General features: G+C 66.7%; 19 protein-coding genes and 1 other annotated feature. Of the genes, 10 read left to right on the top strand and 9 right to left on the bottom strand.

The window, feature by feature from the left end:
* Positions 1 to 45: 45 nt before the first annotated feature.
* The 3 genes from hslV to LRA87_RS15625 all read right to left on the bottom strand — a co-directional run bounded on the left by hslV (position 46) and on the right by LRA87_RS15625 (position 1,681).
* Positions 46 to 591: an ATP-dependent protease subunit HslV gene (hslV, locus tag LRA87_RS15635; RefSeq protein ID WP_230781641.1), complete on the bottom strand. Its 546-nt coding sequence runs from the start codon at positions 589 to 591 to the stop codon at positions 46 to 48.
* 302 nt (positions 592 to 893) lie between these two features.
* Positions 894 to 1,145 carry a 3TM-type holin gene (locus tag LRA87_RS15630; protein WP_230781516.1) on the bottom strand — a complete coding sequence of 84 codons (252 nt, stop codon included), beginning with the start codon at positions 1,143 to 1,145 and terminating at the stop codon, positions 894 to 896.
* On the bottom strand, positions 1,142 to 1,681 hold the full coding sequence (locus tag LRA87_RS15625; RefSeq protein ID WP_230781515.1) for a glycoside hydrolase family 108 protein: 540 nt from the start codon (positions 1,679 to 1,681) through the stop codon (positions 1,142 to 1,144). The genes LRA87_RS15630 and LRA87_RS15625 overlap by 4 nt, the downstream gene beginning before the upstream one ends.
* Positions 1,682 to 1,858: 177 nt before the next feature.
* Positions 1,859 to 1,914: a sequence feature (sul1 is cis-regulatory element that is thought to sense ions involved in sulfur or methionine metabolism; They are found in Alphaproteobacteria), on the top strand.
* A 72-nt stretch (positions 1,915 to 1,986) separates the two neighbouring features.
* Here LRA87_RS15625 and LRA87_RS15620 point away from each other — a divergent pair.
* Positions 1,987 to 3,456 (top strand): SulP family inorganic anion transporter, encoded by a 1,470-nt coding sequence (locus LRA87_RS15620; protein WP_230781514.1) that lies wholly within the window; start codon positions 1,987 to 1,989, stop codon positions 3,454 to 3,456.
* A 121-nt stretch (positions 3,457 to 3,577) separates the two neighbouring features.
* Here the strand turns inward: LRA87_RS15620 and sdhA are convergent, their stop codons facing one another.
* Genes sdhA through sdhC form a run of 3 tightly spaced genes read right to left on the bottom strand, consistent with a single transcriptional unit; the run spans position 3,578 to position 6,200 of the window.
* A complete protein-coding gene (sdhA, locus tag LRA87_RS15615) occupies positions 3,578 to 5,389 on the bottom strand; it encodes a succinate dehydrogenase flavoprotein subunit (RefSeq protein WP_230781513.1) in 1,812 nt (603 codons plus the stop codon).
* Positions 5,389 to 5,772, bottom strand: coding sequence for a succinate dehydrogenase, hydrophobic membrane anchor protein (gene sdhD, locus LRA87_RS15610; RefSeq protein ID WP_230781512.1), 384 nt, complete (start codon positions 5,770 to 5,772; stop codon positions 5,389 to 5,391). Before sdhD ends, sdhA begins: the two co-directional genes overlap by 1 nt.
* Complete coding sequence (gene sdhC, locus LRA87_RS15605; RefSeq protein WP_230781511.1) at positions 5,772 to 6,200, bottom strand: succinate dehydrogenase, cytochrome b556 subunit; 429 nt, start codon at positions 6,198 to 6,200, stop codon at positions 5,772 to 5,774. Before sdhC ends, sdhD begins: the two co-directional genes overlap by 1 nt.
* Before the next feature lie 159 nt (positions 6,201 to 6,359).
* Between sdhC and LRA87_RS15600 the strand changes: the two genes are divergently transcribed.
* The 4 genes from LRA87_RS15600 to LRA87_RS15585 all read left to right on the top strand — a co-directional run bounded on the left by LRA87_RS15600 (position 6,360) and on the right by LRA87_RS15585 (position 10,843).
* Positions 6,360 to 7,706, top strand: coding sequence for a methyl-accepting chemotaxis protein (locus tag LRA87_RS15600; protein ID WP_230781640.1), 1,347 nt, complete (start codon positions 6,360 to 6,362; stop codon positions 7,704 to 7,706).
* A gap of 19 nt (positions 7,707 to 7,725) precedes the next feature.
* On the top strand, positions 7,726 to 9,090 hold the full coding sequence (locus tag LRA87_RS18455; RefSeq protein WP_329958601.1) for a methyl-accepting chemotaxis protein: 1,365 nt from the start codon (positions 7,726 to 7,728) through the stop codon (positions 9,088 to 9,090).
* 123 nt (positions 9,091 to 9,213) lie between these two features.
* Positions 9,214 to 9,909, top strand: a complete 696-nt coding sequence (locus tag LRA87_RS15590) for an SDR family NAD(P)-dependent oxidoreductase (RefSeq protein WP_230781510.1) — start codon at positions 9,214 to 9,216, stop codon at positions 9,907 to 9,909.
* A complete protein-coding gene (locus tag LRA87_RS15585; protein WP_230781509.1) occupies positions 9,899 to 10,843 on the top strand; it encodes a 50S ribosomal protein L11 methyltransferase in 945 nt (314 codons plus the stop codon). The genes LRA87_RS15590 and LRA87_RS15585 overlap by 11 nt, the downstream gene beginning before the upstream one ends.
* A gap of 62 nt (positions 10,844 to 10,905) precedes the next feature.
* On the opposite strand, the gene phhA is transcribed toward LRA87_RS15585, so the two are convergent.
* Positions 10,906 to 11,778 (bottom strand): phenylalanine 4-monooxygenase, encoded by an 873-nt coding sequence (gene phhA, locus LRA87_RS15580; protein ID WP_230781508.1) that lies wholly within the window; start codon positions 11,776 to 11,778, stop codon positions 10,906 to 10,908.
* Between the two features lie 26 nt (positions 11,779 to 11,804).
* Here phhA and LRA87_RS15575 point away from each other — a divergent pair, with 26 nt between their 5' ends.
* Both LRA87_RS15575 and LRA87_RS15570 read left to right on the top strand, forming a co-directional pair.
* Positions 11,805 to 12,482 (top strand): TIGR02117 family protein, encoded by a 678-nt coding sequence (locus tag LRA87_RS15575; RefSeq protein ID WP_230781507.1) that lies wholly within the window; start codon positions 11,805 to 11,807, stop codon positions 12,480 to 12,482.
* Positions 12,473 to 13,261, top strand: coding sequence for an alpha/beta hydrolase (locus LRA87_RS15570; protein ID WP_230781506.1), 789 nt, complete (start codon positions 12,473 to 12,475; stop codon positions 13,259 to 13,261). Before LRA87_RS15575 ends, LRA87_RS15570 begins: the two co-directional genes overlap by 10 nt.
* Positions 13,262 to 13,295: 34 nt before the next feature.
* On the opposite strand, the gene LRA87_RS15565 is transcribed toward LRA87_RS15570, so the two are convergent.
* Together LRA87_RS15565 and LRA87_RS15560 are read right to left on the bottom strand one after the other, a co-directional pair.
* Entirely contained in the window at positions 13,296 to 13,574 is a 279-nt protein-coding gene (locus LRA87_RS15565) for a hypothetical protein (protein WP_230781505.1), read from the bottom strand.
* Positions 13,575 to 14,549, bottom strand: coding sequence for a glycerophosphodiester phosphodiesterase (locus tag LRA87_RS15560; RefSeq protein WP_230781504.1), 975 nt, complete (start codon positions 14,547 to 14,549; stop codon positions 13,575 to 13,577).
* Between the two features lie 141 nt (positions 14,550 to 14,690).
* Here LRA87_RS15560 and LRA87_RS15555 point away from each other — a divergent pair, with 141 nt between their 5' ends.
* Genes LRA87_RS15555 through LRA87_RS15545 form a run of 3 tightly spaced genes read left to right on the top strand, consistent with a single transcriptional unit; the run spans position 14,691 to position 18,445 of the window.
* The gene (locus LRA87_RS15555; RefSeq protein WP_230781503.1) at positions 14,691 to 15,230 is read left to right on the top strand and encodes a 2Fe-2S iron-sulfur cluster-binding protein; all 540 of its coding nucleotides are present in this window, start codon (positions 14,691 to 14,693) and stop codon (positions 15,228 to 15,230) included.
* Positions 15,227 to 16,207 (top strand): FAD binding domain-containing protein, encoded by a 981-nt coding sequence (locus LRA87_RS15550; RefSeq protein WP_230781502.1) that lies wholly within the window; start codon positions 15,227 to 15,229, stop codon positions 16,205 to 16,207. Before LRA87_RS15555 ends, LRA87_RS15550 begins: the two co-directional genes overlap by 4 nt.
* Before the next feature lie 3 nt (positions 16,208 to 16,210).
* Entirely contained in the window at positions 16,211 to 18,445 is a 2,235-nt protein-coding gene (locus LRA87_RS15545; protein WP_230781501.1) for a xanthine dehydrogenase family protein molybdopterin-binding subunit, read from the top strand.
* Positions 18,446 to 18,573 lie beyond the last annotated feature (128 nt).

Genomic DNA, 18,573 nt, shown 5'->3' with positions numbered 1-18,573 from the left:
GGCCCCACCCCAACCCCTCCCCTGAAGGAGAGGGGCTTTCCGGCGTTACGTGTCGCTGTCCATCAGCTCGATCGTCGTGCGATCGTTGGTGTAGACGCAGACTTCGGCAGCGATCGCCATCGCCTTGCGGCATACGGTCTCGGCATCCGCCTCGTAATCGACCAGCGCGCGGGCGGCGGCGAGCGCGTAATTGCCGCCAGATCCGATCGCGGCGACGCCATTCTCCGGCTCCAGCACGTCGCCGTTGCCGGTCAGGATCAACGTCACGTCCTTGTCGGCGACGATCATCATCGCCTCCAGATTGCGGAGGAATTTGTCGGTGCGCCAGTCCTTCGCCAGCTCGACCGCGGCACGCATCAGCTTGCCCTGATGGCGCTCCAGCTTCGCCTCGAGCCGCTCGAACAGCGTGAAGGCGTCGGCGGTCGCTCCGGCGAACCCGCCGATGACCTGTCCGTCCGCGCCGAGGCGTCGAACCTTCTTGGCATTGGGCTTCATCACGGTCTGGCCCATCGAAACCTGGCCGTCGCCGATGACGACGACCTTGCCGTTGCGCCTGACCGACAAAATGGTGGTGCCATGCCAGACCGGCATGGAATTTGGATCGTTCCCGCTCATGATGCGAGATGTAGGGTGGCGGAGGGTGGGGTGCAAAGGGGCGGGGTGAAGAAGGGGTCGTTCTCGCGGAGACGCCAAGCCGCGAAGAGGAAGAAGGTTGGTTCACGCGGAGACGCGGAGACGCGGAGACGCGGAGACGCGGAGATCGAGATTGGCTGCGGCGCAGCCCTTCAACGCCGAAGCGGCTGCTCAGAGACGTACAGCCTGCGGCGCATCCTCTCCGCGTCTCCGCGTCTCCGCGTGAACCAACCTTCTTCACGCCTTCGCGTGAACAAACCCTACAGCTCCACCCCCCGCGCCTTCCCCCAGGCCCGGGCGGCGGTGTATCCCAGATACCCGGTCCCGAAGAGCGCGTACAATGGCTCCGGGATCGCCGACAGATACGCCCCCATTCCCCGCGCCATCGCCGCAGCCGTCGCCGGACTGACGGCTGCGATGACGCCGATCGGGATGGACCAGAGCAGCAGCGCATACATTACGTAGAGGAATGCCGGGCGTGCGCGACTGACCCAAGGGTCCCGCGGCGTCATGCGATCCGCTCCGCGAGCCAGCCATACAGGAAGGCTTCGTTTGCCGGGCGACGTTCGGTAAGCGAGAGGTAGCGTTCGCCCTGCAACGCATCGATCGCCTTGACGAGAACCCGCTCGCCCGGCGTACCACGACGGATCAGGAAGGCATCCAGCGCGGCAAGCGTATGCGAACCGACCATCTGATCCAGCGTCAGGTCCGCAAAATCGCTCGCCCCCCGGTTGAGCGCGTTGAGTGCGCGCTGGAGAAAACCGGTGGCCACCGCCGTTCCCATGTTGACGCCGGTATCGAACATCTCGGCGGCGAGCGCGGGAGCCCGCAGCGCGATCCGGTCGAAGCGCGGCGTGCGCCAATAAACCGTTTCATAGATTGCGGCGGCGACCGGCCGGGGCAGATCGCGGATCGCGCCGTGATAGCCATTGGCGCGCGCGACCGCCGTGGTTATGCCCCATCGCGTGGCCCCGCCCCGATCGGCGGGGTGATCGACATACCCCCCTTCGCGAGCGATGATCTGGTCGACAAGCGCGGCGATGGTCATGATGCGGCTCCCCTGCTGTGCAGGTCGGGGGATCATGGCATTTCCAAATAGGACAGCGAATTTTTTCGACGCCCGTCGCGTGGTTACGGATCAACGGGTTGCGTCGACGACGGGACTGTCCGCGTCCAACAGGCATGTTGCGCCCCGGCATGAGGCGCGGTATCGGGGCGCTATTCGCAAGGACCCGGTGCAAATCCGGGTGGCTATTCCGGCCGCCGATCCGCCGGACAACATGATACCGCACGCAACATCATCCCATCGCCATGACGCGATGCCGGTTCGTGCGGTCCATGCGGATTTTCTCCATGACCCTGTCCCTCTCCCGCTATCGTGCCGAATGGTACAGCGGTGCCGCCAATGCGCGCCGCGACGTGCTCGCCGGTATGGTCGGCACGTTCGCGCTGATCCCCGAAGTCATCGCCTTCTCCTTCGTCGCCGGCATCGATCCCGAAGTCGGCCTGTTCGCTTCGTTCGTCATCGGCATCGTCATCGCGGTGTTCGGCGGGCGGCCCGCGATGATTTCCGGCGCGGCCGGGTCGGTCGCACTGGTGGCGGCGGCGCTCGTTCATAGCCATGGCCTGTCCTATTTGCTCGGCGCGACGATCCTGGCGGGCGTGTTCCAGATCGTGTTCGGGCTGCTCAAGCTCGACGTGCTGATGCGCTTCGTCTCGAAGTCGGTGCGAACGGGCTTCGTCAACGCGCTGGCGATCCTGATCTTTTCGGCGCAGGTGCCGCAGATGCTGGGCGTCAGCTGGCACACCTATGCGATGGTCGGGCTGGGCCTCGCGATCATCTACCTCCTGCCCCGCATCACGACCGCGATCCCCTCGCCGCTGATCTGCATCGTCGTGCTGACCGCGATCAGCATCGCCTTTCCGATGCCGTTGCATACCGTCGCCGACCTCGGGCGATTGCCGGCGTCGTTGCCGCACTTCGCTTTGCCCGCCCTGCCGGTCGAGTGGCGCACCCTCGGCATCATCGCGCCCTATGCGCTGGCGATGGCCGCGGTCGGCCTGCTCGAATCCCTCATGACCGCCAAGGTCGTCGACGAACTGACCGAGAGCAACAGCGACAAGGCGCAGGAATGCACCGGCCTTGGCCTCGCCAACGTCGCGGCGGGGATTTTCGGCGGCATCGCCGGCTGCGGCATGATCGGGCAGACGGTCGGCAATGTCCGCTATGGCGGGCGCGGGCGGCTGTCGACGCTGGTGGCGGGCGTGTTCCTGCTGGTAGTGATGGTGCCGCTGCGCCCGTGGGTGGCGCAGGTGCCGGTCGCGGCGCTGGTCGCGATCATGATCATGGTGTCGGCGAGCACCTTCGCCTGGGGCTCGCTGCGCGATCTCGGCCGGCATCCCAAGGTGTCGGGGCTGGTGATGCTCGCGACGGTCGCGGTGACGGTGGCGACGCACGACCTGTCGATGGGCGTCGCGGTCGGCGTGCTGATGAGCGGCGTGTTCTTCGCATTCAAGGTAACGCGGATGATGGAGGTTCGCGTCGGCTACGATGCCGCGAGCGACACCCGGACGTACGACGTGTCGGGACAGGTATTCTTCGCGAGTGCGGAGATCTTCGCGGACCGGTTCGACCTGCGGGACGATGCGGCGCGGGTGCGGATCGACCTGACCGCGGCGCATCTGTGGGACATTACCGCAGTGGCCGCGCTGGAGGACGTGGTCTCCAAGCTACGCGCGCATGGCATCGCGGTGGAAGTGGTCGGCCTGAACGCCGCGAGCAGCGTGCTGGTCGACCGGCATGCGCCGCTGGTGCTGGGCTGAGCACAAAAAAGCCCCTCCTCTTCAGAGTAGGGGTTGGGGTGGAGGAGTCATCGGGGCACGCTCAATAAGACACGCCCCACCCCAACCCCTCCCCTGAAGGGGAGGGGCTTTCAGAAGAAGATCAGTACACCCGCTTCTTCGGCTTGATGTACTCGACATCATCCGTGAGCGTGTAGTCGTGCACCGGGCGGTAATCGATCGCAGTCGCGCCGCCGACGCCGCCCCAGCCGGTGAAGGTCGTGATCGTGTGCTTCATCCAGCCGGCGTCGTCGCGGTCGGGATGATCCTCGTTCACATGCGCGCCGCGCGATTCCTTGCGGTTCGCCGCCGAATCGATCGTCACCACCGCCTGCGCCACCAGATTGTCGAGCTCCAGCGTCTCGATCAGATCGGTGTTCCAGATCAGGCTGCGATCGTTGACCTGCACGTCCGCCATCTTCTTGTAGATGCCCGACATCAGCGACTGACCCTCGGTCAGCAGCGCGTTGTCGCGGAACACCGCGCAATGCTTCTGCATCGTCCGCTGCATCTCGCCGCGGATTTCCGCAGTGGGGATGCTGCCTGACGCGTTGCGGAACTTGTCGAGGCGGGTCAGCGACAGCTCTTCCGAACCCTTGGGCAGCGGGTTGTGCGTGCCGTTGGGCTTGCAGATGTCGGCGATCCGCTTGCCGGTGGCGCGGCCGAACACGACCAGATCGATCAGCGAGTTCGAGCCGAGGCGATTGGCACCATGCACCGAGACGCACGCCGCCTCGCCCACCGCGAACAGGCCCGGCACCACGGTGTCCGGGTTGCCGTCGACGAGGTTGACGACCTCGCCATGGAAGTTCGTCGGGATGCCGCCCATGTTGTAATGCACCGTCGGCGTGACGGGCAGCGGCTGGCGGGTCAGGTCGACGCCGGCGAAGATCTTGCCGGTTTCGGTGATGCCCGGCAGGCGCTCGTGCAGCACCTTGGGATCGATATGGTCGAGGTGCAGGAAGATGTGGTCGCCGTTCTTGCCGACGCCGCGGCCTTCGCGCATCTCCATGGCCATCGAGCGGCTGACGACGTCGCGCGACGCGAGGTCCTTCGCCGACGGGGCATAACGCTCCATAAAGCGCTCGCCCTCGGAGTTGGTCAGATAGCCGCCCTCGCCGCGCGCACCCTCGGTGATGAGCACGCCCGCACCATAGATGCCGGTCGGGTGGAACTGGACGAACTCCATGTCCTGCAACGGCAAGCCGGCGCGCAGCACCATGCCGCCGCCATCACCGGTGCAGGTGTGCGCCGAGGTCGCCGAGAAGTAACAACGGCCGTAGCCACCCGTCGCCAGAACGGTGTTGTGGCTGCGGAAGCGATGGATCGAACCATCCTCCATGCACAACGCCACGACGCCGCGGCACTGGCCGTTCTCCATGATCAGATCGAGCGCGAAATATTCGACGTAGAAGTCGGCATCGTAGCGCAGCGACTGCTGGTAAAGCGTGTGCAGCATCGCATGACCGGTACGGTCGGCGGCGGCGCAGGTGCGCTGCGCCGGCGGACCTTCGCCCATGTTCTGCATCATGCCGCCGAACGGGCGCTGGTAGATACGCCCCTCGTCCGTGCGGCTGAAGGGCATGCCGGCATGCTCCAGCTCGTACACCGCGGCCGGTGCCTCGCGGACCATGTACTCGATCGCGTCCTGGTCGCCGAGCCAGTCGGAGCCCTTGACGGTGTCGAACATGTGCCAGGTCCAGTGATCGGGACCCATGTTGCCGAGGCTGGCGGCAATGCCGCCCTGCGCCGCGACGGTGTGGCTGCGCGTCGGGAACACCTTGGTGATGCAGGCGGTCTTCAGGCCGTTCTGCGCGCATTCCATGACCGCGCGAAGGCCGGAGCCGCCGGCGCCGACGACGACGGCGTCATAGGTGTGGTCGATGATCTTATAGGCGGGTGCTGACGATGCCATTATGCGGCGGCTCCGAAGGCGACCTTGAGGATCGCGAAGATGGCGGTCGCGGCGGTCGCGACGGTGAAGAAGTTGAGCAGCAGCATCGCGGCGACCCGCTTCTCGTCATGCTGGTAATCCTCGATCACCACCTGCAAACCCAGCCGGAAATGATAGAAGACCGACACGATCAGCAGGATCATCGGAATTGCCGCCCAGCTGTTGCGCAACCAGCTGTGGACCGCTTCGTAATCGTACCCGGGCATGCGCGCGACGGCGAAGACGAACCAGAGCGTCAGGAACAGGTTCGACCCCGCGGTGACGCGCTGACGCCACCAGTGATGCGCGCCTTCCTTGGCGCTGCCGAGGCCGCGGACGCGGCCGATGCTGGTGCCCGAACCCATTACTTCATCCCCAGATAAAGCCAGAACGCCGCGGTCAGGACGAACCCGCCAGCGATCACGATCAGGCTGAACATCTTGTTGCGCTTCAGTTCGAATGCCGCGCCCGCATCCATGACGAGGTGGCGGACGCCGTTCAGCATATGCGTGAAGAACGCATAGGTCATGCCGACGCCGACCAGCCAGCCGAGTACGTTCAGGTTGCCGGCATCGGTGGTGAACACGTCGCGGAACGTCGCATAGGCCTCCGCCCCCGCTGCGATCGCGGCCAGCCACCACACGAGCAGCAGCGTGCCGACCGTCGCCATGCCGGACCCGGTCGCACGGTGGAGGATAGAGACCAGCATATGCGGCCCCCAGCTGTAGTGGAGCTTCAGGAAGCCCGAAAAGAGATGCGGGCTGCGCGGACGCGCCGGATTACGGGATGCCATGAACGGTCCTCGGGCAAAATCGAATGCATTGCCTATTAGGCCTGCCTTGCTGCGATGCAACCCATCGGCGCCACTCTAACTCCCCATTAACCACCCAGCGTTAGAACCGGCGACACAAACGTACGTCAATCGCCGGAGCCGCCCTTGTCCGACATCGCAATGCCACCGCCGGCCAGTATAGCCGCCGCGATCGACCTGAAGAGCCGGATCAAGGCTTTCGACGGAGGCGAGAACACGCTCGTCGAACGCGCCGCCGAGCTGTGGACGATCATCGAACCCGATGCGGGCGACATCGTCGAGGCCTATTGGGCGCATTGGCGTCACGCCAATCCCGGTGCCGCCGAATGGACCCCGCTGGAGAACGAACGTCGCGTCACCGCCGGCGTCACGTATCTGCGCAACCGCTTCTGCCAGCTCGACGGCCGGCTGTGGGTCGAGTCGCTGGAGCGGGCGGTCGCCTCCGCATATCGTGCCGGTGTCTCGACGATGGAGGTACTGGCGATGTCCTGCGCCAGCGACCGCGCCGCGCTGAAGGCATTGCGCGCCCGCCTGCCCATCGATGATGCGCGCCAGCACGCGCTGACTGACGCGCTGATGCGGCTGTTCGGAATGGAAACCGAGCTGACCGTCGAATTGTTCGCCGGCTTTGCCGATTATAACGCCCGCATCGCGCGCGAACGCCTTGCATCCGAATTCCGCGAGGGCATCGCCACCGCGGTCGAAACCGCGACCGATGAGGGTCATGCCCTGCGCGAGCAGGCCGAACGCAGCTCCGGCTCCGCGCGCGGCATGCTGGGCAAGGCGAGCGAAGTCGCTGCCGCCGCCGAACAATCCGCCGTCGCGATGCGCGAAGCCGCACAGACCGCCGCGGGCCTGATCCGCGCCATCGAGGACGCCCGTACCGAAGTGGAAGCCGCCGCCGAGATCGCCAGTCGCGCGAGCGTGCAGGCGACCAACGCGGTCGGCATGTCCGAGGCGTTGAGCGACCATGCCAAGTCGATCGAATCGATCCTAGGTCTGATCCGCGACATCGCCGGCCAGACCAATCTGCTGGCACTCAATGCGACGATCGAGGCGGCGCGCGCCGGCGACGCCGGTCGCGGGTTCGCCGTCGTCGCGCAGGAGGTGAAGAGCCTCGCCAACCAGACCGCCCGTGCCACCGACGATATCGCCGCCAAAATCGCTTCGATCCAGTCGGCGACGCGATCGACCGTCGAGACCAACGCCAGCATCAAGACGACGGTGACCGAAGTACAGGAAAGCGCCGACCGCATCCGCTATGCGATGGAGGCGCAGGCGCAAACCGTCACCGCGATCACCGCAGCGGTCGACGAGACCGCCCTCGCCGCCGATTCGATGTCGAGCACGATCGCCGCGATCCGCGAGGACACCGAAACGGTCGCGGCCGAGATCGACAGCGTCGGCCGCGGTTTCGACCGGCTCGACGGACGATTGAACACCCTCAAGAACAGCGCCGGCGAATTCGTCGCAAAGGTCGCTGCGTGAGGACGGAGAGGATGACTGAATGGCACGCGCGTTGCTGTCGGAAACCGTAACGCCGGCGCGGCGCACGATCGTCGAGCACCTGGGCGAGTATGACTGGGACGGATTGATCGCGGAAGCCTGCCGCGACATCTGCACGCTGCTGGACGGAGAGGATTATCGCCAGATCGCCGATCGATTCTGGCGGCATTACCTCTCTTTGCCCGCGACCCGGCATATTCGCCATGTCTTCACGGCCGAGCGGCTGGAACGTCGCGTGCGCGAAAGCGCCCGTTACGCCTTTCTCAAATACAGTGCGCCGTTCGACGAGGCATGGGTGCGGGTCGCGATCCAGCATGCCGAACAGTCGATGCAATCCGGCGTGCCCCTGCCGACGCTGCAGGCGGCACTGGCGCAATCGCACAGCTTCACCCTGGCGACGCTGGAGCAGCGCTGCGTCGGCGATACCCCGCGACTGATCCGGCTTTGCGACGCCGTACAGCGTACCGCGCTCGTCGAATCGGACCTGATGACCGGCCATCTCGCCACGTTGCAGGCCGAAGCGGCCCGACAGGAACGCCAGACGCGATCCGCGGCGTTCCGCGAAAGCATCGCCACATCGATCGAAGGCGCGGCGACGCTCGGCGCGCGCATCCGCGTGCAGGCCAACGCCGCCTCCGCCTCGACCCGCGAGGTGCTGGGCAAGGCGAGCGAGGTCGCTGCCGCCGCCGAACAGTCCGCCGTCGCGATGCGCGAGGCGGCACAGACCGCCGCCGGGCTGATCCGTGCGATCGAGGACGCCCGGACCGAAGTCGATTCGGCCGCCGCCATCGCGCTGCGTGCCAGCGGCCATGCCGGCGACGCGGTGCGCGCGAGCGAATTGCTCAGCGATCACGCCCAGTCGATCGAATCGATCCTGGGCCTGATCCGGGCGATCGCCGGCCAAACCAACCTGCTGGCGCTGAACGCGACGATCGAGGCGGCACGCGCAGGCGACGCCGGCCGCGGGTTCGCCGTCGTCGCGCAGGAGGTGAAGAGCCTCGCCAACCAGACCGCTCGCGCCACCGACGACATCGCCGCCAAGATCGCCGCGATCCAGCATGCGACCCGCACGACCGTGGCGACCAACGCGAGTATCGAGGCGACCGTCGCCGAGGTACAGGAGAGTGCCGACCGCATCCGATTTGCGATGGAGGCGCAGGCCCACACCGTCACCGCGATTACCGCCGCCGTCGACCAGACCGCGCTGGCGGCGGATTCGATGTCGCATACGATCGATGCGATCCGGGCTGATACGCAGGCGGTGGCAGGCGAGATCGACAGTCTGGGCGCCGGCTTTGGCGAGGTGGGCGACCGGCTGGGCCAGTTGCGGGCCTCCGCGGACAGCTTCTCGGCGAGCGTGGGCTAACCTCGATCCGCATCCGCAACGGGGAGTGACGCGGCGAAGTTTTGAAAATGGAGCTTCCTCCCCTCGGCAAGCCGGGGAGGATTCAGGTTGGCGCTGGCGGTGCCCCGGCTTAATGCCGCCGCCATGTCCATGCTCCTTACCGGATCGAGCCGCGGCATCGGCGCGGCGATCTTCGAAACGCTTACCGGTGCCGGCGCTGCCGTCATCGGCCACGGCACCCGTAGCGGCATCCCCGCCGATTTCGCCGACCCCGCCGCACCGCTGGCACTGTGGAAGGCCGCGCTCGATCAGGCAGGCGGAACGATCGATGTGCTGATTAACAACGCCGGCGTATTCGAAGCCAACCCCCTCGACCGCGAGCATGACGACTGGGTCGCGGACTGGGAGCAGACGATGCGGATCAACCTGACCGCTTCCGCCGAACTCTGCCGCCTTGCCGTCCGCCACTGGCAGGAGCGCGGCACCGGCGGGCGTATCGTCAACATCGCCAGCCGCGCGGCCTATCGTGGCGACAGCCCCGCGCATTGGCATTACGCCGCCGCCAAGGCCGGCATGGTCGCGATGACCAAGACGATCGCACGCGGCTATGCGAAGGAAGGCATCCTCGCCTTCGCGATCTGCCCCGGCTTCACGATGACCGGCATGGCCGACGATTACCTTGCCAGCCGCGGCGGCGACAAGTTGCTCGCCGACATCCCGCTCGGCAAGGTCGCCGATCCGCAGGAGGTGGCCGCGGTCGCCCGGTTCTGTGCGCTCGACGCGCCGGCATCGATGACGGGTGCGGTGCTCGACGTGAACGGCGCCAGCTATGTCCGCTGAATCGTGGAAGGTCACCCTGCCCTGCACCCGTGCCGAGGCGGAGGCGATCGACAGCGCGTCAGACCTTGCGATCGAGGCCGTGCTGATGACGACGGAGGAGGTCGAGGACGACGTCGAACGGTGGCGGCTCGATGCCTATATGGAGCATGAGCCCGATGCGACGATGCTCGCGCACCTCCATGCGCTGGTGCCAAGCGCCTCTGCCAACGATCCCGTCGTCGTGCGGCTTGCCGACGAGGATTGGGTCACGCTGAGCCAGTCCGGCCTCGAACCGATCCGGGAGGGACGCTTCGTGGTCCACACCAGTGCGCATCCGGCGGATGTGCCGGCAGGCGGCCGCGCTTTCCTGATCGAGGCGGGACAGGCGTTCGGCACCGGTCACCACGGCACGACCAGTGGCTGCCTGGCGATGCTCGACGCGCTGGAGGTGGCTGGCGCGCGTTTCGCCAAGGTGATCGACGTCGGCACCGGCACCGGTCTGCTCGCCTTCGCCGCGGTCGATCTCTGGCCGCAGGCGCAGGTGGTCGCCACCGATATCGATCCGGTTGCGGTGGACGTGACGCGCGAGAATGCCGCCTTGAACGCCGTCGAGGGTGTCGACCTGTTCGTCGCGGACGGCGCACGTCATCCGGACATCGATGCGCAGGCCCCTTTCGACCTCGTCATTGCCAACATCCTCGCTGGCCCGCTGGTGTCGATGGCGCCCGAACTCGCAGCGATCGCCGATGCGGGTGCGACGATCGTGCTCGCCGGCCTGCTGGAAACGCAGCGCGAGACGGTGGTCGCCGCCTATGCGGCCTGCGGCTGCACGCTGGACGCGATCGATCGCCGCGGCGACTGGACCGTCCTGCGCCTCACCGCCGGGGCGGAGCGATACGTCCCGACCGCGCCGTTCGATCCCAACGGCCGCGACGGCTGGGCGCTGGATCTGTAAGCCCATACCGGCCGATGATCGTCATTCCCGCGCGGTCGGGAATGACGATCGTGAGGCGAACCTTACCCCCGCGCCTTCATCCGCGCATACCGCTGCGTCCCCTGCGTCATGACCTCGTCGCCCGCGACGATCGCCGCGACCGGAATATCGTCCTGCGCCTTCAACTGCTCGTACAGCGGCGCAAAATCGGTTTCGACCGTCACCCGCAACAATTCGTCGAAGCTGGGAATCACGAAGTAATTCTGTTGGAAATCGTCGATCCGGTATTCGGTCCGCATCACCCGCGCGATGTCGAACCCGATCCGGTTGGGGCTGGGATCGTCGAGCGCAAACTGGCTTTCGGCATAGCTCGACACGATACCCGACCCATAGATCTTCAGCCCGTCGCCTTCGCGGATCAGGCCGAATTCGACGGTGTACCAGTACAGCCGCCCCAGATATTTCAGCGCGTCCAGCCCCAGCGCGCGCTGACCGCCACGGCCATAGACTTCCAGATAATCGGCGAACACCGGGTCGGCGAGCATCGGCACATGGCCGAAGACGTCGTGGAACACGTCGGGTTCCTGCAAGTAATCGAGCTGGTCGGGCCGCCGGATGAAGTTGCCCGCAACGAAGCGCCGGTTGGCCATGTGATCGAAGAACACGTCGTCCGGCACCAGCCCCGGCACCGCCACCACCTGCCACCCGGTCAGCTTCATCAGCCGTTCGGACAGCTCGGCGAAATCGGGAATACCCGGCTTCGACAGCTTGAGCACATCCAGCCCGCGCAGATACGCCTCCGACGCGCGCCCCGGAAGCAGTTGGGATTGACGCGCGAACAGGGTATCCCAGGTCGCGTGATCCTCGGCGCTGTAATGCTGCCAGTCCTGATCGATCGTCCAGTCGGTCGCGGCACCGGTGGGGGGCGTATCGAGAGCGTGCGATTCATCTGCCATGACCAAGGCCTAGCATAAGGTTTCGAATGATACCAAGTCGTGTCCCCGCCATGATCCTGCGCCGCTGGCTGGGCCGCGCGGCGATGCTGCTGGCGCTGCTGTTTGGCGGATACGGGACCGCGGGGCTGATCGGCGGTGCGATCCCGGCGAACGCGGGCTGGCGGCCACCGGCGCAGGGCGTGCGCATCTACGTCGAATCGAATGGCATCCACGTCGGCATCGTCGTGCCCAAGGTTGCGGGCGGCATCGACTGGCGCGGACTGGCACCGGGAGCAGACCTCGCGGATCCGCGTTATGCCGGTTATGACCATCTCGCGATCGGCTGGGGCGAGCGCGCCTTCTTCCTCGACACGGCGACCTGGGCGGACTTGCGCCCGCGCACCGTCCTCGCCGCCGCGCGCGGCAGCGATGCGACGCTCTTGCACGTCGAGCACGTCCCGGCGCCCCGACTGGCCGGTAACGTGCGCAGCATCGTATTGCGCCCGACGGAATACCGCCGCCTCGCGGCATACATCCGGGCCAGCTTCGCGCCCTCGCGCGAGCGGTATCGGGGTTACGGCGCCAACGATGCATTCTACGCGGGCACCGGCCATTACGACGCGATCCACACCTGCAACGCATGGGTCGGCGATGCACTGCGTCAGGCCGGCATACGCGTCGGTCGCTGGACCCCGTTTCCGGTGACGGTGCTCGGATGGTTCTAGCCCGATTGCAGGCCGGCCTCGCCCGGTGGCAGGACCGGACGCCGCCGCACGCGCGGATCGGCACCGGCTTCCTCGCGCCGCCGCCACCGCCCAAGGCGTTGGCGGCAAGCGAAGTCCCGCGCGTCGCATGGATGCTGGCGACCCGCTGGCGTCATGCCGCCGCGCTGGCGGCGGTGCCGCAGGGGCGCGGCGGCGCGGTGATGATCCTGCCCGGGCTGTTCGACGCCGACGGGTCCAGCATCGTGCTGCGCCGCTTCCTCACCGGCATCGGCTATCGCGCGGAAGGCTGGGGGCTGGGCCGCAACCTCGGCATCAAGAGCGTCGGTATCGATGCCGAACGCCTGATCGCCCGGGTCGAGGCGCTGTACGCGCTGGCAGGCCCCGTCACGCTGGTCGGCGTCAGTCTGGGCGGCATCATGGCGCGGCTCGTCGCCCACCGCCGGCCGGAACTGGTCGCGCGTGTCGTGACGGTCAGCTCGCCCTACGCCGGCAGCGGCCGCGCCACCAACGTGTGGCGCGCCTTCGAATGGGCGACCGGCGAGCGCGTCGACGACCCTGCCGTGATCGCCCGCAGCGAAGCGATCGCCGCGCCGCTCCCCGTTCCCTGCACCGCGATCTGGAGCCCGCGCGACGGCTTCGTCAACGGCTTCATCTGCCATGATCCGAGCGCACGGGCGGTCGAGGTGAACAGCGGTCATCTCGGCGTGCACATCCACCCCGAGGTGCTGATCGCGGTGGCGGCGGCGCTGGCGGACGATGCGGTAGTACAGGACCGGTAGGGACGGCTCCGTCGCTCGCCCTCCAGGCCGCAGATCAATACCCCGCGCGATACCCCGAATATTCGCATGCCCGGCGGTCGTCGGGATGCTGGCGGCACTGCTTCGCCGCCTCCTTGCGCTCGCGGCCTTCCTTCGCCTCCTGCTTGCGCATCTTGCGGCCGTAGTTCCGGTCCGCCTCCTCCTGGCTCGTCGTCGTCCAGTCGACCGCCTTGCCCGCGACCTGGAACGGCGCCTTCACGATCGAGGCGGCGGTGCTGATGCAGCCGCCGGTGGCGAGCAGCAGGGGAAGACACACGAGGGGAGCGATACGCATTTACCGATGATCCTTTACCGCACGGCGGGTTTCCACGCCTGTTAGCGGGTAATCCGTGAAGAATCCGTCGATTCCAAGGCGCAGCGCGGACGCGATCTCGGCTGCGATATCGCCGTGTGCCCCCGGCGCCTCGCCGCGACGAAACCGGGCCGGCAGAAAGGCATTTTCGGCACGATAGGTCCACGGGTGCACCCGCAGCCCCGCCGCATGCGCGTCCGAAACCAGCGTCGTCGGCGCGTCGCCCGACCAGAGCTGCGCCTTGTCCGGCCCCAGCCCATAGGCATAGGTCGCGACCTGGCGCAGCCCGGCCGGCGTCAGCATCGCAGCATAGGACGACGCGGCACCGTCCGCCGGCCCACCCTGACCCGCCACGAGCTGGATCAGCCGCACCGTCGTCAGCGCATGGATCCGCTTCAGGTTCGCCACCTCGAACGACTGGATGAAGACCGGCGCGTCGGCGCTGTCCCATCCCGCGGCCTTCAGCTGGTCGACCAGCAGGCCGTCGGTGGGATGGCCGATCCGCGCGAAATACGTCGGGTGCTTGGTCTCGGGATAGATGCCGACGTGCCGCCGCCTCGCCAGCGCGATGATCTCGGCCAGCGTCGGCACCTCGAATTGCCCGTCATATCGGACGTTGTCGGCACGCAATTGCGGCAGGCGCTCCTTCGCCCGCAACGTCTTCAGCTCGACCAGCGTGAAGTCCTCCACGAACCAGTCGGTCAGCGCCTGCCCGTCGATCGTCTTCGTCGTGCGGCGCGAGGCGAACTCCGGATGCGCCGCGACGTCGGTCGTGCCGCCGATCGCATTCTCGTGCCGCGCGACCAGCACGTCGTCCCTGGTCGGCACCAGATCGGGCTCGATGAAATCCGCGCCCTGATCGATCGCCAGTTCATAGGCGGCCAGCGTATGTTCGGGTCGCGACCCGCTCGCGCCACGATGGGCGATGACGATCGGGGCGGACAGGGGCGCGGTCATTCCGCGATCCTGCCCGTGTCCGGCGGTCGACGCCAGCACCCCGGCAGTGAGAGCGATTCGCAAAGCGGAAACCATCATGGCCAGACGCGTTAGGGCCACGATCCTACATGGGTGAGACACCCGAACTCTGCGAGGCGGCGCATGCATTTCACCATCAACGGCCAACCTTACGAAGCCGAACCCGATATCCGCACCTCGCTGCTCGATCTGTGCCGCGAACATCTCGGCCTGACGGGCAGCAAGAAGGGGTGCGATCACGGCCAGTGCGGCGCGTGCACGATGCTGGTGAACGGTCGCCGGATCAATTCCTGCCTCAGCCTCGCGGTGATGCATCAGGACGACGAGATCACGACGATTGAGGGCCTCGGCACGCCCGACAACCTGCATGCGCTGCAATCCGCCTTCGTCCGGCATGACGGCTATCAATGCGGCTATTGCACCCCCGGCCAGATCTGCTCCGCGGTGGGCATGCTCGACGAGGTGCGGAAAGGCTGGGCGAGCCATGTGTCGGGCGACCTCGACTCGCCGAAATTCGACGATGGCGAGATCAGCGAACGGATGAGCGGCAACCTGTGCCGTTGCGCCGCCTATCCGAACATCGTCGATGCGATCCGGGAGGTCGCGGAGGCCGAGGGCGTCGTCGATATCGCCCTTCGCCACAAGGTGGAGGCAGGAGCATGAAGACCTTCACCTACGCCAAGGCGGATAGCGCCGACACCGCCGTGCGTGACGCCCATGTCTCCGGCGCGAAATATATCGCCGGCGGCACCAACCTGCTCGACCTGATGAAACTACAGGTCGAGACGCCGGAAAAGCTGGTCGACATCAGCCGGCTTCCGCTCGGTGAGATCGAGGAACGCGAGGACGGTGGGCTGACGATCGGCGCACTGGTGCCCAACTCCGACCTCGCCGCCGATCCGCGCGTCATCGAAAAATACGAGGTGCTGAGCCGTGCGCTCCTCGCCGGCGCGTCGGGACAGTTGCGCAACAAGGCCTCGACCGGCGGCAACCTGCTCCAGCGGACCCGTTGCTATTACTTCTACGACACCGCCACACCCTGCAACAAGCGCGAGCCCGGCACCGGCTGTTCGGCGATCGGCGGCTTCAACCGCGTGCTCGCGATCCTCGGCACGTCGGAACATTGCATTGCGACGCACCCGAGCGACATGGCGGTGGCGATGCGCGCGCTCGATGCGACGATCATCACGCAGACGTTCGACGGCGACAAGCGCCGCATCTCGATCCACGACTTCTACCGTCTGCCCGGCGACACGCCCAATATCGAGACTGTGCTGCAACCGGGCGAACTGATCACCCATGTCGAGCTGCCCGCCCCGCCAAAGGGCAAGCAGGTATACCGCAAGGTCCGTGACCGCGCCTCCTACGCTTTCGCGCTCGTCTCGATCGCCGGCGTGGTCGGCGTCGAGGATGGCAAGATCGCCACCGCGGCCCTCGCCTTCGGCGGCCTCGCCCACATGCCGTGGCGTAATCCGGCGGTAGAGGCCGCGCTCATCGGTCAGGCGCCCTCGGACGCGGTGTTCGACGCCGCCGCCGACATCCTGCTGGCGGACGCCAAGGGCTATGGCTCGAACGACTTCAAGATCCCGCTCGCGCGGCGGGTCCTGATCGCCACCCTGCGCGATCTGACGGGAGAATAAGGCATGTTCGGCTTCGGCAGCGGCGACACCAACTCGCTCACCATGAACAAGAGCCATCCGGAAAGCCTGCTCGACACGTCGGCGCAGGACATCATCGGCAAGCCGATCGACCGGATCGACGGCCCCAGGAAGGTGTCGGGCAAGGCGACCTATGCCGCGGAATACGCGCTCGATAATGTCGCCTATGGCTTCCTCGTCCGCGCCACCGTCGGTTCGGGCAAGATCAAGACGCTCGACGCGGAGCGGGCCAAGGCGATGCCGGGCGTCATCGACGTCATCACCGATTACGCCAGCTTCATCCGCAACCCCCAGCAGGGCGGCGAAACGACCGCACCGACGCAAGGGGTCGAGAACGTCGCCTATCACGGCGAGATCATCGCGATCGTCATCGCCGAAAGTTACGAGGTCGCCCGCGACGCCGCGATGCAGGTGAAGGTCGACTACGAACCCGGCGAAGGCCGCTACAGCTTCCTCGCCCACCGCGAAGAAGCGGAAAAGCCCAAGCCGCAGCAGATTCCGCCGCACCACAGCCAGGGCGACATCGACAAGGCGATGGCGGAGGCGACGCACACGATCGACGTCACCTACACCACCCCCAGCCAGAATTCCGCCGCCATGGAACCGCACGCCAGCCTCGCGGTATGGGAAGACGGCGCGCTCACGCTGTACGGTGCGTACCAGATGCCCGCGTCGGACAAGCAGCAGCTCGCCAAGGCGCTCGGCGTGTCGGCGAGCAAGGTGCGCATCGTCGCGGCTTATGTCGGTGGCGGCTTCGGATCGAAGCTCGGTATCGCCCCCGAAAGCGTCGCGGCGGCGATCGCCGCCAAGCGCCTGAACCGGCCCGTGAAGGCCGTAATGGCGCGCCAACAGGTGTTCGACGCCACCGTCCGCCGCTCGAACACCGAACAGCGCATGCGCCTGGGAGCCGACGCCAACGGCAAGCTCAGCGCGATCGGCCATGAGACGATCACGTCGAACCTGCCGGGCGAGGATTTCTTCGAACCGGCCGGCATGGCGACGCACTTCCTCTACGAGGGCGAGAACCGCCTGATCACCCACGACATCGTCCGCCTCGACTGGCTGCTGTCGGGATCGATGCGTGCACCCGGAGAGGCGGTCGGCCTTATCGCGCTCGAAGGCGCGATGGACGAACTCGCTGAGGTGATCGGCATCGACCCGATCGAACTGCGCAAGCGCAACGAGCCGGCGGTCGATCCCGAAAAGAACATCCCCTATTCGTCGCGCTCGCTGATCCCCTGCCTCGACGCCGGCGCGGCGAAGTTCGGGTGGCGCAATCGCAAGCCTGCGGGCACCGATCGTCGCGGCGACTGGTTGTACGGGATCGGCGTCGCCTCAGCGGCCCGCTCGAACATGCTCCAGAAATCCGCTGCCAAGGTGTCGATCGATGGTCAGGGCAAGGCGATCGTCGAGACCGACATGACCGATATCGGCACCGGCACCTATACGATCCTCGGCCAGATCACCGCCGAGATCCTGGGCTTGCCGATCGAGGACGTCACCGTCCACCTCGGCGATACCGATGCGCCGCCGGGAGCGGGGTCGGGCGGGTCGTGGGGCGCGGCCTCGTCCGGCTCGTCGGTCTATCTCGCGTGCGAAGCGCTGCGCAAGAAGATCGCCAGGGCGATGGACGTGGATGAGGCCGGCATGACGCTGAAGGACGGCCTCGTCATCGCCGAGAACCGCAGCGTGCCGTTGCGCGAACTGGTCGGCAAGGGCATGGAAGCGACCGGCGAAATCACCGGCGGCCATCAGGAAAAGACGTTCAATCAGGCGAGCTACGGCGCGCATTTCTGCGAAGTCGCGGTCAACGCCGTCACCGGCGAGGTCCGCGTCAAGCGCATGCTCGGCGTCTTCACCGCCGGTCGCATCCTCAACGAAAAGACCGCACGGTCGCAATGCCTCGGTGGCCTGACCTTCGGCATCGGTGCGGCGCTGTCGGAAGAACTGGTCCACGATCCGCGCAACGGCAAGGTGGTGAACCGCGACCTCGCCGAATACCACATCCCGGTGAACGCGGACGTGCCGCAGCTGGAGGTCGAATTTCTGTTCGAACGCGATATCCAGGCCAACCCGCTTCACGCCAAGGGACTCGGGGAACTGGGCATTTGCGGCGCCGCGGCGGCGGTCGGCAACGCGATCTACAACGCCACCGGCGTACGGGTGCGCGATTATCCGCTGACGCTCGACAAGCTGCTGGACGGTTTGCCGGCCATCTGACCTCTGCTCACAGGTGTGCGATCAGATTGCCCACATCCTCCGTCACCCCGGACTCGTTCCGGGGTCCGCGGTGCGGCAAGGGAAGGACGGGAGGCTCCAGCGTTTCCGCTGCCGTACGGTGGACCCCG

Source organism: Sphingomonas sp. Leaf37 (genome assembly GCF_920939475.1).
Classification (GTDB): Bacteria; Pseudomonadota; Alphaproteobacteria; order Sphingomonadales; family Sphingomonadaceae; genus Sphingomonas.
This window is presented reverse-complemented; position numbering and strand designations above follow the sequence as displayed.